General features: G+C 59.9%; 13 protein-coding genes and 1 pseudogene. 5 read left to right on the top strand and 9 right to left on the bottom strand.

The annotated features are described in order from the left end of the window. The first annotated feature begins 140 nt into the window (after positions 1-140). Positions 141-806, top strand: coding sequence for an FKBP-type peptidyl-prolyl cis-trans isomerase (locus FPT12_RS00665; RefSeq protein ID WP_145014190.1), 666 nt, complete (start codon positions 141-143; stop codon positions 804-806). A 69-nt stretch (positions 807-875) separates the two neighbouring features. On the opposite strand, the gene rsd is transcribed toward FPT12_RS00665, so the two are convergent. The 8 genes and pseudogenes from rsd to FPT12_RS28250 form a co-directional block, all read right to left on the bottom strand. Further along, positions 876-1334: a sigma D regulator gene (rsd, locus tag FPT12_RS00660; RefSeq protein ID WP_145014189.1), complete on the bottom strand. Its 459-nt coding sequence runs from the start codon at positions 1332-1334 to the stop codon at positions 876-878. A 175-nt stretch (positions 1335-1509) separates the two neighbouring features. Then, on the bottom strand, positions 1510-2061 hold the full coding sequence (locus FPT12_RS00655) for a disulfide bond formation protein B (protein WP_145014188.1): 552 nt from the start codon (positions 2059-2061) through the stop codon (positions 1510-1512). Positions 2062-2292: 231 nt separating this feature from the next. Further along, positions 2293-3531: a heme biosynthesis protein HemY gene (locus tag FPT12_RS00650; RefSeq protein ID WP_145014187.1), complete on the bottom strand. Its 1239-nt coding sequence runs from the start codon at positions 3529-3531 to the stop codon at positions 2293-2295. Further along, a complete protein-coding gene (locus FPT12_RS00645) occupies positions 3528-4652 on the bottom strand; it encodes a uroporphyrinogen-III C-methyltransferase (RefSeq protein ID WP_145014186.1) in 1125 nt (374 codons plus the stop codon). The genes FPT12_RS00650 and FPT12_RS00645 overlap by 4 nt, the downstream gene beginning before the upstream one ends. 16 nt (positions 4653-4668) lie before the next feature. Next, complete coding sequence (locus FPT12_RS00640) at positions 4669-5433, bottom strand: uroporphyrinogen-III synthase (protein ID WP_145014185.1); 765 nt, start codon at positions 5431-5433, stop codon at positions 4669-4671. Then, positions 5430-6371 (bottom strand): hydroxymethylbilane synthase, encoded by a 942-nt coding sequence (gene hemC / locus FPT12_RS00635; protein ID WP_145014184.1) that lies wholly within the window; start codon positions 6369-6371, stop codon positions 5430-5432. Before hemC ends, FPT12_RS00640 begins: the two co-directional genes overlap by 4 nt. 134 nt (positions 6372-6505) lie before the next feature. Next, on the bottom strand, positions 6506-7249 hold the full coding sequence (locus FPT12_RS00630; protein ID WP_145014183.1) for a LytTR family DNA-binding domain-containing protein: 744 nt from the start codon (positions 7247-7249) through the stop codon (positions 6506-6508). After that, positions 7246-7492 (bottom strand): annotated as a pseudogene (locus tag FPT12_RS28250) (sensor histidine kinase); the annotation flags it as partial. The gene FPT12_RS00630 and the pseudogene FPT12_RS28250, both read right to left, overlap by 4 nt. Positions 7493-7747: 255 nt before the next feature. Here FPT12_RS28250 and argH point away from each other — a divergent pair. Further along, entirely contained in the window at positions 7748-9142 is a 1395-nt protein-coding gene (gene argH, locus FPT12_RS00625) for an argininosuccinate lyase (RefSeq protein WP_145014182.1), read from the top strand. A 126-nt stretch (positions 9143-9268) separates the two neighbouring features. On the opposite strand, the gene FPT12_RS00620 is transcribed toward argH, so the two are convergent. Further along, positions 9269-9928 carry a glutathione S-transferase family protein gene (locus tag FPT12_RS00620; protein WP_145014181.1) on the bottom strand — a complete coding sequence of 220 codons (660 nt, stop codon included), beginning with the start codon at positions 9926-9928 and terminating at the stop codon, positions 9269-9271. A 125-nt stretch (positions 9929-10053) separates the two neighbouring features. On the opposite strand from FPT12_RS00620, the gene FPT12_RS00615 reads away from it, so the two are divergent. The 3 genes from FPT12_RS00615 (at position 10054) to FPT12_RS00605 (ending at position 13881) form a co-directional block, all read left to right on the top strand. Further along, positions 10054-10338, top strand: a complete 285-nt coding sequence (locus FPT12_RS00615) for a hypothetical protein (protein ID WP_123581049.1) — start codon at positions 10054-10056, stop codon at positions 10336-10338. A gap of 264 nt (positions 10339-10602) precedes the next feature. Continuing rightward, positions 10603-10848 (top strand): TIGR02647 family protein, encoded by a 246-nt coding sequence (locus FPT12_RS00610; protein WP_123581050.1) that lies wholly within the window; start codon positions 10603-10605, stop codon positions 10846-10848. Between the two features lie 183 nt (positions 10849-11031). Beyond that, a complete protein-coding gene (locus FPT12_RS00605) occupies positions 11032-13881 on the top strand; it encodes a class I adenylate cyclase (protein WP_145014180.1) in 2850 nt (949 codons plus the stop codon). Positions 13882-13884: the final 3 nt, after the last annotated feature.

The raw sequence follows: 13884 nt of genomic DNA, 5'->3' as shown, positions 1-13884 counted from the left end.
CCGCCGCTAGGGCATGTTGACAGTATCGAGTGCCGGGCGTTGCAGCGATTTGAAAATGTTCTGCCCACACTTAAAAGCAGTTCACCGGTCACGGCATTCTCACTGGCATAATCCTCCCCATCCCTGGCTGGAGAGTGCCCATGTCGCGTTACCTTTTTTTACCCTTGTGCGTGTTTTTTTCAATGGCTCAAGCCGCAGAAAAAACCACGGAAACTGACGCCCATGATCTCGCCTACAGCCTCGGTGCCAGTCTGGGTGAACGTCTGCGCCTGGAGGCTCCCGATCTGCAAATCCAGGCACTGGTGGAAGGTTTGCAACAAGCCTATCAAGGCAAGCCACTGGCGCTGAAAGATCAGCAAATCGAGCAGATCCTGGCTGAGCACGAAGCGCAAATGGCCGAGCAGCCCGCCGTACCGCAAAGCGAAGTTGCCTTGGACAAGGAACAACGTTTCCTGACGGCCGAGAAGGCAAAACCCGGGGTTCGCGAACTGGCGGATGGCATCCTGCTGACCGAACTGGTCGCGGGCAACGGCGCCAAGGCCGGGCCTAATGGCAAGGTGCAGGTTCGCTACATTGGCAAGCTGCCCGACGGCACGGTGTTCGATCAGAACAACCAGGCGCAATGGTTCAGCCTCGACAGCGTGATCAGTGGCTGGCGCAGTGCGTTGCAACAGATGCCGGTGGGTGCGAAATGGCGCCTGGTGATTCCATCCGCGCAAGCCTACGGTGCCGATGGCGCGGGGGACCTGATTGCCCCGTTCACGCCTCTGGTATTTGAAATCGAACTGCTCGGCGCGACGGGCTGAGCAATCGCCCAAACGAAAAACGGTGCGCAGTGCGCACCGTTTCAGGGATCGTTTATATCGAGGAGAAACTCAGGCCTGCTCTGGAGTTTCTTCCTTGTGGGCCGTGTGCAGTACTTCGATCAGGCAATCTTCCAGTTCGAAGCGCTCGTGCAACAGGCCGCCAAGCTCCTGGAATTTCTCGGCAACGCACTTGCCTGCATCGCAGAGATCGTTGAACGCCAGCAGCTTCTCGGTGATCACGTCGATGCGCGGGTAAATGGTTTCAGCCAATTCAAGCCCGCGTGTATCACCGAACGCCTTGGCCTCGCCCGTCAGTTGTTCGTAGATTTCGAAGTGACCGGCAGAGACGTAATCGACCAGGACACCACAGAACTCCTGCAACGGCTTGCGGTTTTCACCCAGAGCCTCGGGCTTGGCGCCGAGAGCATCATAGGCCCGAACCAGTTCGTGACGCTCCTGCAACCAACGATCGATCAGCAGATGCACTCCACCCCAGCGTTCCTGAGCATTCTGACAACTTTCGAGCATGGTGATCTCTCTTCCCTTATGGGTAATGCCGCCCGCACTCGCCGCAAGACTTGAAGATCAAGATTTGGCCAGGCTGAGCACCATCGGGCAACAATTCCAATGATACGTGCGGGCCAGATTATGCCCGCACGCCAACAGCTTCAAGGTACGCAGGAGATAAAGTTCATACAAGTGTTTAATCACCTGCCCTGCCCCGATGCGACGACTCGCCGCTGGGCGGTCGCTGATACGCATACCAGACCAGCTGCACGATCTGGTAAGCCCCGAGAGTCGTCACTCCGACAAAAAACAGCAGACTCCATTCGGGAATACTCAGGTCGAACAGCGTCCAGGAAATTTCCACGCAGTCAGCCGTTCCGCTGAATGCCCGTTTCAAAACACCCTGCCAGGACATGTGGGTGAACAGGCCTTCCAGGTCGGGGGAGCACCCCGACACGTGCTGAACCGGATCGCCTTGCAATACCACCTGACGCCACGCCACCACCATTCCTGCCAGGCTGCTGAACAGGCTGAGCAGCCAATAGAGTAAACAGCCCAGGCGTTTGGGCCCGTGCAGCGCGGCAATCAGGCAGACCGTCGTGAACAGGGCGAGAAAAAACCGCTGTACCAGGCACAACCCGCACGGTTTGAGCCCGATTGAGAATTCCAGATAGTACGAGGCGCCCAAGGCCAGGGCACCTGCGACGAAAGCCATGAAAAACAAGGAGCGTGTGCTGGCCAAAGACATGGCTTATCCGTAACAGAAGAGACAGGCGGTTACGGTAGAGGAAAGCCCTCTGGCCTTTCAAGGCAACACCGTGTCGAGACTTCGCCACAGATGTAAGGAATTCCCGACAGAAGAGACAGGACTAAATGTAGTCCATTGTAAGACTCTGCCTACAACTCGCGTAGCAGAGGGATATTTCGCGATTTTCAAACGACCAGGTCGCCTGCCAGGGCGACCCGACCATCCAGCAGCTTATGCGCGCGCAGGCACCGGCAGCGGCGCGGCCAGCAAGCGCTTGTCCAAGAGGCCCAGGCCCTCCTGGAAGAGCTGATTACTGCGCTCCGTGTCACCCAACTGAGCCAGCAGGCGAGCAAGCTCGGCACACGCCTCGGGGTTGCGCTGAACCCGCAGGCTGCTTTCCAGATAGTCCCGCGCCTTGCCCCACAGGCTGCTTTGCAAACACAACCGCCCCAGAGTCAGCAGCAAGCTGGGGTCGCCAGGGTGGTCCTTCAACCAACCCTCGGCCGTGTGCAATTGCCGCGCCGGGTCGCTGCCACGCAGCAAGCCATATAGCCGCGCCAGATGGCTGTCATATTTACGCTTGAGTGCCCCCCGCAAAACCTCTTCTGCCTCGATCTCAGCCCCCAATTGTCGCAACTGATCGGCATAGGCAAGCACCAACTGCGGTTCTTGGCGCTGAGCGGACGTCAGCTGTTGCCAGGCGCGGTTGAGTGCCTGCAATCCGAGCGTGCCGTCTTCCTCCCCGTGGGCTGCCAGGGTGAGGTTTTCACCCCAGGCACGACGTTCCAGTTCCGCCAGCTCGCTGGCCGGCAGCGCCTTGTCCTTGCGCAATTCCGGTAACAGGCGAATAACCGCCGACCAGTCGCCGCGCTGCTGATGCAAACGTTGCAGCTGACGCAAGACCTGAACGCTGTGAGGATGACGCTCGTGCATGGCCTGAAGGGTTGTCAGCGCACCGCCGGTATCGCCACGATCGGTCTGCAACTGCGCGTGGCTCAAGGCAATCGCCAACTCGGCCTGAGGCTGGCGTTCCAGCGCACGCTCCAGCAAGCTGTCGCTTTCGTCATAGTGCCCCTGCTCGTTAGCTGCTCGTGCAGCACCCAGGTAGTAGAGCAGCGGCTGGCGTTCGGCTTCAGCGGCGCGATACAAGTGACGCTGAGCGCTGGCCCAACGGCCTTCAGCCAGATCCAGTTGACCGTGCTCGATTGCCACTTGTACGCGACGACTGCGGTTGCGATTCGACCATGGATTGACCACACCGCTGGAAGTGGCCACCAACTCGATCAGCATCTTGATGCCCCACAGCACCAGCCAGATCACCGCCACCAGTGCCAGCGTCGCCCACAGGCTCGATTCGTAGCGGAAGGCCTTGTAGGCGATCAGCACGTAACCCGAGTGCTGGGCGATGGCCAGCCCCAACCCACCGGCAGCAGCGATGAGCAAAAACACAATCACATAAAATCGCTTCATGGGCTGGTCACCGGCGTAGTGCTCGCGGCAGGTTTCACCGAGTCCTCGGCACTGACGTTACGCCGCTCCAGATACGCCTGCACCGTGCTCAGGGTGGTCGCCAGGTCAGGCGTGATGACCGTTACCGGTTGCTTGCTCAACCCGGCAACCTGCTCAAGCATCACTTTGCTTTGCGGGTTGTCCTGATTGAAGCTGCCCTTGAGCACATCCCGCGCTTCGGTCAGCGCCTGGGTATACACCGGCGCCTGGCCGTTGAGCGCAGCCCATTGCGCTTGTTCAAGCGCCAGGCTCAGCGCCAGACGGACCTGGGTCAGGCTTTGCCCGGCGAGCAATGGACGAATGTTTTTATCGGCATTGAAATCGATGCGAATGTAGCGCGAAATCTGGTCCCACCATTGCGCCCAGCGACTGGCGCCATCGCCATCGGAGGTCAGGGCCGACAGCGAATCGCGCTCATGAAACTCCGGGGCGAGTTCGCTGAGTTCGGCCACCTGATCACGCAAGGCACCCAGTTGCAGGAACAGCCCGGTGCGATCCGGTTGTTCGGTACTGCGCAACGCAGCAAGACTTTTTGCAATCTGCTCACGGGCGGCGAAAGAGCCCGGATCATTCTGCTCGCGAAGGATTTCATCCGCACCTTGCACCAGTGCCTGAGCGCTGCTGATGTCCTGCAAGGCAGACAAGCGCAAGCTGGCCAGACGCAGCAGGTGCTCGGCCTCGGCCAAACGCCAATCCTTGCGGCTGGCGCCCAGAACCGTTTCCAGACGCTGATTCAAGCGCTGCTGGTCGCCCTGCAACTGGATCACCAGGCGTCGCCGGCCTTCCAGTTCATCGGCAGGCGGTAATTGCTCAAGCCGGTCCGTCAGGCGCTGCTCATTGAGCTTGAGGCTTTGCGTCTGATCGTTCAGGGCCTGCAATTGCCTCAGCTGTTGCTGATTGTTGGCCTGCAGGCTGCGCACCTGCCAGATCCCCCAACCACCCGCGGCAACCCCCGCGGCACCCAGCAACATTGCCAGGATCACCAGCCCGTTGCCACGACGCCGCTCAGGGCTCTTTACAGTTTCAACCGACGCATCGAGCGCTGGCTGGACGTTATCTTTTGGCAAGGCTGTTTCGCTCACGTATCCATCCTTTGCATTAGAGAACGGGCCGGGTTTCCCGCAACGCCGTTAGCAAAGCCGTGGCACTGGCGCCACGACAATCCACAACTGTTTGGGCGCCGGCGGCCAGCGCCATCTCGGCTACCCGAGGGCTTGGAACAAACAAAGGCAACCGCGCCAACTCAGGCCAGGCACTGCCCGCCAATTGGCGCAGGTGCTCAAATCCCTGCCCACTGCTGACCACGACGCCGTTCAAGCGTTCAGCTTGAATCCGCTCAGGCAATGCCCCCTCGGCATACCGCGGCAAGCCGCGACGGTACAACTCCAGATAATCGACACTAGCACCTTGCTCGCGCAAACGCTCTGCGAGCAGCTCACGTCCACCTTCGCCGCGCATGATCAACACACGAGCATCGGGCCGGGCGATAGCCTCGCGCAACGGAGTCAGTTCAAGCAATGCTTCGCTGTCATCGCCTTCCACCGGGAAGCGGACGTCCAACCCATGATCCTGAAGGATCTGCGCAGTCGCCGCACCCACGCTGAACCATTTCAAGCGCAGTGATTGCGGCCCGTACCGTTCGACCAGATCCACACCGATTCGGGCGGCCGGCTTGCTGACCACGATGACCGCGCAATAGCGATCCATGCCCTGAATCACCGCGCGCATTGTCTCAGAGACAGTAATCGGCTCTATTTCCAAAAGCGGCAAGCTGCTGCTGAAAATCCCCTTTTCGGCCAGAATACCGGTCAGCATCGCCGAATCATCTGCGGGACGCGTCAACAGCAGGCGCCACCCCGTCACTCGTGACCTGCCTCGCCATAGACTGACTTCAGAATGTCGTTGGCGCCCTGGCCAAGAAGGTCTTCGGCGACTTGTACACCCAAGGCTTCGGCATCGCTGCGTGGCGCACGAGCCTCGGCACGGAGCAACAGCCCCCCCTTCGGGTCGCCCACCAGGCCGCGCAGCCAGATCTGCTCGCCTTCGAGCACCGCATAGCAAGCGATCGGCACCTGACAGCCGCCGTTCAAATGCTTGTTCAGCGCACGTTCGGCAGTGACCCGCGTGGCGGTGTCCTGGTGATGCAAGGGGGCAAGCAGGGCATGAATGTCATTGTCGGCGCTGCGGCATTCGATACCGACGGCACCCTGACCACCTGCTGGAAGACTGTCATCGACACTGATCGAAGAGCTGATGCGATCTTCAAAGCCCAGGCGGATCAAACCGGCTGCCGCGAGGATGATTGCGTCGTACTCACCGGCGTCGAGCTTGGCCAGCCGAGTGTTGACGTTGCCCCGCAGAAAGCGGATTTGCAGGTCCGGGCGACGGGTCAGCAGTTGTGCCTGGCGACGCAGGCTGGAGGTACCGACCACGCTGCCCTGAGGCAACTCGTCGAGGCTTGCATAGGTGTTGGAAACAAAGGCGTCACGCGGGTCTTCGCGCTCGCAGATGCAAAACAGACCGAGGCCTTCGGGGAAGTCCATCGGCACGTCTTTCATCGAGTGCACGGCAATGTCGGCTTCGTTTTCGAGCAGCGCGGTTTCCAGCTCTTTGACGAACAGGCCCTTGCCGCCGATTTTCGACAGCGGCGAATCGAGCAGTTTATCGCCGCGACTGACCATAGGCACCAGCGTCACGGCCAGACCCGGATGGGCTTGTTCCAGACGAGCTTTGACGTATTCGGCCTGCCACAAGGCCAAGGCACTTTTGCGGGTAGCGATGCGGATTTCGCGAGGGGACATGGATCAATCCGTACTGAATAGATACAGCGGATAATAACAGCTCAGCCAAATCCGCTTTGACTTGTATCAGAAACAGCGCCCCCCTGGCCTCATCTGTCCGGTAAGGAGAGTGATATCCGTGCGCGAACGCTGGGCTAAAGCTGTTGCATCATCTTGCGCACACCCGCGACATGACGTCGGCTGACAATCAGCGCATCACCGTTGAGTCCCTTGAGAAACAGCTGGAAATGCCCGAGTGGCGTGCGCTGCAAGCGTTCGATACGCTCGCGGGCTACCAGTGCATTGCGGTGGATACGCACGAACCGGTCGCCAAATTCGTCTTCAAGGGCTTTCAACGGCTCGTCCAGCAGAACCTCGCCACCCTCGTGGCGCAAGGTCACGTATTTGTGGTCGGCGATGAAATAGACCACCTGAGCCAACGGGATCAGTTCGATGCCTTTGCGGGTTCGCGCACTGATATGGCTGCGTGGGCCACTGCCGGTTTCTGCCGCCGGCCGAGTCAGCGCCGCGAGCTGGACGCGGTTGGGGCGCTCGGCTTTTTTCAGGGCGTCGAGCAACTGCTCCGAACGCACAGGTTTGACCAGGTAGCCCACCGCGCCTTGCAGGGCGTCTACGGCAAATTCATCCTGGGCCGTACAAAACACCACCGCCGGTGGCGTCTCGCGTTCGCACAACCTTGCGGCGACTTGCAAACCGTCGAGGCCAGGCATACGGATGTCGAGCAGCACGATATCGGGCTTCAGGCTGTCGATCAGGGTCAATGCCTCATCGCCATTGGTGGCGCTGGGCTCCAGGACACTATAACCCTCGAGCTCGCCGACCATACGGCTCAGGCGCTCGCGGGCTTGGGGTTCGTCATCAACGATCAGGACATTCATATTGCGCTGGATTCCTGCGTGAGTCTCGCACAAGGATAGCGTAGACAGGTGAAGTGACATCCGTCACCGCGATCCACGCTAAGACTAGCGCGAGCGCCAAAAAGTGCCGTACGTCGGGTTGCAATATTTATCGGTGCCTGCGCAGTTCCATTCGAAGCCAGCCGCGACGTGGCGTCACCGTAGGGATTGCTGCTACACAATATGAACACCCCTCTTCTCTTAATAGTCGGCTTCGGCACTGACGTTGCACGCTTCGATGAGGCTCGGCACATGATCGACAATTGCGCTGACCCTCACGTCCAACTGTAGACGCTTGCCGCGACGACAGTGCCCATTTGACAAATATCGTTGCGTAAACGCGGCAGCGACTCAATTGAGTATGGTCGGTCAAATAAGAAAAAAACGTAGCGACCAGTGTCACCGACAGGATTGGCAACCCTGTTATTATCCACCGCAGGTTTTAACGCCAATTTCCTTCAGCCGATCACGAGCGAATTCATGAGCACTGACAAGACCAATCAGTCCTGGGGCGGCCGCTTCAGTGAACCCGTCGACGCCTTCGTCGCCCGCTTCACCGCCTCTGTCACTTTCGACCAGCGCCTCTATCGTCACGACATCATGGGCTCCGTCGCCCACGCCACCATGCTGGCCAAGGTCGGCGTGCTGACCGATGCCGAGCGCGACAGCATCATCGACGGCCTGAAGACCATCCAGGGCGAAATCGAGGCCGGCACCTTCGACTGGCGCATCGACCTTGAAGACGTGCACATGAACATCGAGGCGCGCCTGACCGACCGCATCGGCGTCACCGGCAAGAAGCTGCACACCGGCCGTAGCCGCAACGACCAGGTGGCGACCGATATCCGCCTGTGGCTGCGTGACGAGATCGACCTGATCCTGGGCGAAATCACCCGCCTGCAAAAAGGTCTGCTGGAGCAGGCAGAGCGCGAATCCGGCACCATCATGCCCGGCTTCACCCACCTGCAAACCGCACAGCCCGTGACCTTCGGTCATCACATGCTGGCCTGGTTCGAAATGCTCAGCCGCGACTACGAGCGCCTGGTCGACTGCCGCAAGCGCACCAACCGCATGCCGCTCGGCAGCGCCGCACTGGCTGGCACCACCTACCCGATCGACCGTGAGCTGACCGCCCAACTGCTGGGTTTCGATGCTGTTGGCGGCAACTCGCTGGACAACGTCTCCGATCGCGACTTCGCCATCGAGTTCTGCTCGGCTGCAAGCATCGCGATGATGCACCTGTCGCGCTTCTCCGAAGAGCTGGTGCTGTGGACCAGCGCGCAATTCCAGTTCATCGATCTGCCTGATCGTTTCTGCACCGGTAGCTCGATCATGCCGCAAAAGAAAAACCCCGACGTCCCGGAACTGGTGCGCGGTAAAAGCGGCCGGGTGTTCGGCGCGCTGATGGGCCTGCTGACGTTGATGAAAGGCCAGCCATTGGCCTACAACAAGGACAACCAGGAAGATAAAGAGCCGCTGTTCGACGCCGCCGACACCTTGCGCGACTCGCTGCGGGCCTTTGCCGACATGATCCCGGCGATCAAGCCAAAGCACGCCATCATGCGTGAAGCGGCACTGCGCGGTTTCTCCACGGCCACCGACCTGGCGGATTATCTGGTGCGCCGCGGCCTGCCGTTCCGTGACTGTCACGAAATCGTCGGTCACGCGGTGAAGTACGGCGTGGAAACCGGCAAGGATCTGGCAGAGATGAGCCTGGAAGAACTGCGCAAATTCAGCGATCAGATCGAGCAGGACGTGTTTGCCGTTCTGACTCTGGAAGGCTCGGTGAATGCCCGTAACCACATCGGCGGCACCGCGCCGGCGCAGGTGAAGGCCGCCGTGGCTCGCGGTCAGGCGCTGCTGGTCAGCCGCTAAATCGCTAAAAGCATCGCGGGCAAGCCTTGCTCCTACGGATTCGTGTCGTTCACGTGTTTGCGATACGACATAAATCCTGTAGGAGCAAGGCTTGCCCGCGATTGCGTCCTGAAGAACGCTACAAACTTACTTCCTGGCGGCGATCATCGCCAAAAACTGCGGCATCGCCGCTTCCTTGTCTGCCGCGATGCGTTTGGCATGCGGTGTCTGCTCAAGCTGCTCAAGCAATGCCCTGGCGGCTGGCAACTCGGCCAGCAAATCCAGATCGAAGAGCTTTTTGCCGACCGCGCGGGCCAGACTGACGCTGTACAGGAAGTACAGATCCGCCACGCTCAGGGTCGCGCCCGCCACATACGGCGCGAACTTGCCGTGACGTCCCAGTGACGCAATCCCCAGCAGCAGCTCGGCCTTGGCTTTTTCCTTGATCGCTTCCGGCACCGTCATACCGAAAAAGGCCTCAGGGAAACAGGCGCGAGCCGGTAGTTCGATGTACAACTCGATTTCCTTGGCCAGCGCCAGAACCTGGGCCCGCTCGAACGGTGTTTTGGGCAGCAGCGCAGGACCCGATTGCGTGTCTTCAAGGTACTGAAGAATCACGCTGGTCTCGTTGACGAACCCTTGTTCGACACCCAATACCGGAACCTTGCCACGCGGGCTGATGGCCAGCGCCTCAGGGCTTTGATCGGGGTAAAACGCTACTTCCTCAAAGGGCAGGCCCTTCTCCAGCAACGCATGTTTGACCATGTTGTAGTAGTTGCTGACGGAAAATCCATAAAGCTTGAGCATCACATAGCCTCCAGGCCGTGCAGGGGGTTGGCAGCGACTGTTATAGAGCGTCTGGAGCACTCTCGCCAGCAGCATCACACGGCTGAATGCAGGTAAACTGACGACCTTTCCTTTTGGAGCCTGCCATGAGCGAGCCTAGCGATATCGACAACGACGAAGAAGAATTCGCCGAAACCACCCTGATCGAAGCCATCGAAAACCAGATCGAAAGCGACAACCCGCCAGCAGCCAAGGCGACCTTCAACAAACTGACCCTGGTCGGTTACGAGCGTGAAGAAATCCTGCAATTGATGGCCCACGTTCTGGCCATTGAAATTGACGCACTCCTGGAAGAAGACCGCGCGTTCAATACCGAGTGGTATGAAGCCGCGTTGCGCGCACTGCCAGAATTGCCGCCAGAAAAGAAATAAGCGCCTATCGCGCGGGCACGGCTCTCATTGTGGCGAGGGAGCTTGCTCCCGCTCGATTGCGCAGCAATCGCAAACCGCTGGATGCGGCAGGGTTTGGGGCTGCTTCGCTGCCCAACGGGAGCAAGCTCCCTCGCCACGGATACTGCGCCTGCAATCACGTTCAACTGCCTGCAACGAAAAGCTCTAAGCCAACACTGGACACGCCGCTCGAGTGCGTTCACCTTAGGGGCGCTGTCGTCTATTCCTAGAAAGTCTGGAGTCCTTATGTCGCTTACCCCTGAGCTGGTTGCCGAACTGGAAATCCTTGCACTCTTCAACCTGGACAGTTCCCAGGAAGGTTTGAAAATTCATCAGACCGCTGCCCCGAAAGCCATTGCCGCCGCACAACGCCTGTTCGACAAAGAGTTGATCACCCAGCCCGATGGCGGTTATCTGACCAGCCTGGGCCGTGACGCCGCACAGAATATTCAGACCGTTCTGACCATTTTGTCTGTCGAAGAAACCGCCTGACCGTTGCCATATCGCCCACGGAAACCCCTGTTACGGGATTTCCGCGGGCAGACTGTCGCCCGTCGATAGAAATTTGGCGCCAGAAACCAAAATTCAGCTTAAAAGTCGCCCGCGCGACGCTGTAAACTGCTCACCGTCCTGAGACTTCCCACGTTCGAGCACTGCGAGCCGGTTTGAGCTGACATGACCCGCACCCATGAAATCCGCCCTGATCTGGACGAAGGAATCGATCGCAAGGTTCTCAGCCAGTTGCGCGCACGCTTTCTCAAGCTCAACGACGGTCGCCTGGCCCGCGCCATGGAAGGGTTATCGACCCGCCAGCAAGGGGTATTGACCCTGCTGCCGCTGTTCTTCCACGTCAATCACCCGCTGCTACCAGGTTACGTCTCGGGCAGCACACCGGCCGGGCTGTCAAATTTCGAACCTGACGCCACAGCGCTCGCCGAAGCGCAACGCCTGACCCGCTCCTTTTCCTACAAGCCCCGCCACGGCAACCCGCCGCGGCCGATTCAGGGTTTGTTCCTGATGGGCAGCCTCGGCACGCTCGCCCAGGCGGATCAAAGTGACATGGACGTTTGGGTTTGCCACGCCCCGGACCTGAGTGAAAACGAACTCGCCGAGCTGCGTAAAAAATGCCAATTGCTCGAAACCTGGGCCGCCAGCCAGGGCGCCGAGGCGCATTTCTTTCTGATCGACCCGCAACGTTTCGTCCGTGGCGAACGCGACACCCAATTGAGCTCCGATGACTGCGGCACCACCCAGCATTACTTGCTGCTCGATGAGTTCTATCGCACCGCCATCTGGCTCGCGGGGCGCACGCCGATCTGGTGGCTGGTGCCGGTATACGAAGAGGCCGGCTACGACCAGTACACCCATACATTGCTGTCAAAACGCTTTATCCGCGCCGACGAAACCCTCGATCTCGGTCATCTGGCACAGATTCCGCCGGGCGAATTCATCGGGGCCGGGCTCTGGCAGTTGTTCAAAGGTATCGAGTCACCCTACAAATCGGTACTCAAACTGCTGCTGACCGAGGTCTACGCCAGCGAACACCCGAACGTCAAATGCCTGAGCCTGCGTTTCAAGCAAGCCGTGTTCGCCAACCGCCTCGATCTCGATGAGCTCGACCCGTACATCGTGGTCTACCGGCGCATTGAGGAATACCTCACCGCCCGGGGCGAGCCGGAACGGTTGGAGCTGGTTCGGCGCGCCTTGTACCTCAAGGTCAATCGCAAGCTGACCGGCAGCAGTGGCCAGCGCAGCAAAAGCTGGCAGCGCCTGCTGCTGGAGCGGTTGGCTGAAGAATGGGGCTGGGATCAGCGGCAATTGGCAATGCTCGACAGCCGCAGCCAATGGAAGGTCCGTCAGGTCAGCGCCGAACGCCGGGCCCTGGTGAACGAGCTCAACTACAGCTATCGCTTCCTGACCCAGTTCGCCCGCACCGAGCAGAGCGTCAGCCTGATCAACAAGCGTGACCTCAATGTACTGGGTCGCAGGTTGTATGCCGCCTTCGAACGCAAGGCCGACAAGATCGAGTTCATCAACCCCGGCATTGCGCCAGACCTGGCCGAAGACACACTGACCCTGGTCCAGTCAGCGAACAAGAAAGAGTCCGGGCAGACCCACTGGGGCTTGTACAACGGCAACCTGAGTAATCTGGAGTGGGAGCATTTCGCGCCGATCAAGCGCAGCCGCGAACTGCTGGAACTGCTGACCTGGTGCCACCGCAACGGCGTTATCGACAGCAGCACGCGCCTGGCCTTGCACCCTGGCAGCAGCGACCTGAGCGAATTCGAGCTGTTCAATCTGCTGGGCAGCCTGCAACAGGCTATCGCACTGCCCCTGACCAGCGTCAGCGAAGAACAACTGCTGCATGCCAGCGTGCCGAGCGAGGTGCTGATTCTGGTGAACGTGGGCATCGACCCGCTCAAGCACCACCGCGACCTGAACATCCTGATGACCACCGAGCGCACAGACTCGCTGAGCTACGCCGGGGTGCGCGAAAATCTGGTGCTGACCCTTGACCAGGTCACGCTCAACAGCTGGAACGAAGTGCTGGTCAGCCGCTACGACGGCGCCCACGCCCTGCTCGATTGCCTGCGCGATTACCTCAACAACCTGCCGAGCGGCCACCAACAACCCCGATTGCGCGTGCGCTGCTTCTGCCATAACCGTGCGCAGTTCATCGCCCAGCGTGTCGAAGAAGTCGTCGATACCGCGCAGAACCTGCTGCTCAGCAAACTCAATCATCGCTACCTGATCCAGGTCCAGCAGCATTACCACGTGCTGGAGCTGGTGCCCGGCCAGGTCAATCATGTTGCGCTGGCCAGCCTGCCGGCACTGCTCGATTACCTGAACCAGGACCTGACCCGTTACAGCCCGCTGCAACTGGACCCGATGGCGCTGGCGGATCACGATCTGGCGCTGATCCTGCCGATGGGCCAGCCCGACTGCATTCAGGTGTTTTACCGCCTCAACGATGCTCACGCCGAGCTGTACGTGCTGGATGAATTCAATGCCCTGTGGCAACAGCGCCAGCCGTATCACGACGAGCAAAGCCTGCTGGTGCCACTGCAACGTTTCCTGCAATCGATCCTGTATCGCCGTGACGCGCTGTTGCCGATGGACCCCACCCAACCGGTGACGGTGCTGGAAACCCTGTACTACCAACTGCTGCCATCGGGCACCAACCGGGCACGCCGGGTCGAGCCGCGCCCGGCGCCGCAGACACCGGTGAACAAGCCGTTCTACGATGTCCAGGCAATCGTCGGCAAAGCCGTACCGGGCCAAGGACAGGTCACCTTGTATTGCAATCAGCGAGAGTTTTCCGAGCTGGAACATGGCGACCAGCTATTTGCCGTGGTCGCGCAGGAGATCGTCGGGCAGCGTCGCGAGGCGCAACACTATCGCTGCTACATCACCGACCTGGACCTGTCCGGCCTGCTCAGTGATGGTCAGGGTTCGAGCAATCTTTACCTGCGCTACAAGGCAGACCTGGAGCGCGCATTGAACAAGGCGCTCGAACAGGCCTGAAGC

The sequence above is a fragment of the Pseudomonas sp. H3(2019) genome (assembly GCF_007713465.1).
GTDB lineage: Bacteria > Pseudomonadota > Gammaproteobacteria > Pseudomonadales > Pseudomonadaceae > Aquipseudomonas.
Note: the sequence above shows the minus strand (reverse complement) of the source record. Positions and strands in the feature narration are given on the sequence as shown.

Bases quoted from the DNA above. Each gene is read 5' to 3' on its own strand.
- FPT12_RS00655 (WP_145014188.1), bottom strand. From the start codon at position 2,061: ATGTCTTTGGCCAGCACACGCTCCTTGTTTTTCATGGCTTTCGTCGCA.
- FPT12_RS00630 (WP_145014183.1), bottom strand. From the start codon at position 7,249: ATGAATGTCCTGATCGTTGATGACGAACCCCAAGCCCGCGAGCGCCTG.
- argH (WP_145014182.1), top strand. From the start codon at position 7,748: ATGAGCACTGACAAGACCAATCAGTCCTGGGGCGGCCGCTTCAGTGAA.
- FPT12_RS00665 (WP_145014190.1), top strand. From the start codon at position 141: ATGTCGCGTTACCTTTTTTTACCCTTGTGCGTGTTTTTTTCAATGGCT.
- hemC (WP_145014184.1), bottom strand. From the start codon at position 6,371: ATGTCCCCTCGCGAAATCCGCATCGCTACCCGCAAAAGTGCCTTGGCC.
- FPT12_RS00605 (WP_145014180.1), top strand. From the start codon at position 11,032: ATGACCCGCACCCATGAAATCCGCCCTGATCTGGACGAAGGAATCGAT.
- FPT12_RS00615 (WP_123581049.1), top strand. From the start codon at position 10,054: ATGAGCGAGCCTAGCGATATCGACAACGACGAAGAAGAATTCGCCGAA.
- FPT12_RS00620 (WP_145014181.1), bottom strand. From the start codon at position 9,928: ATGCTCAAGCTTTATGGATTTTCCGTCAGCAACTACTACAACATGGTC.
- rsd (WP_145014189.1), bottom strand. From the start codon at position 1,334: ATGCTCGAAAGTTGTCAGAATGCTCAGGAACGCTGGGGTGGAGTGCAT.
- FPT12_RS00610 (WP_123581050.1), top strand. From the start codon at position 10,603: ATGTCGCTTACCCCTGAGCTGGTTGCCGAACTGGAAATCCTTGCACTC.
- FPT12_RS00650 (WP_145014187.1), bottom strand. From the start codon at position 3,531: ATGAAGCGATTTTATGTGATTGTGTTTTTGCTCATCGCTGCTGCCGGT.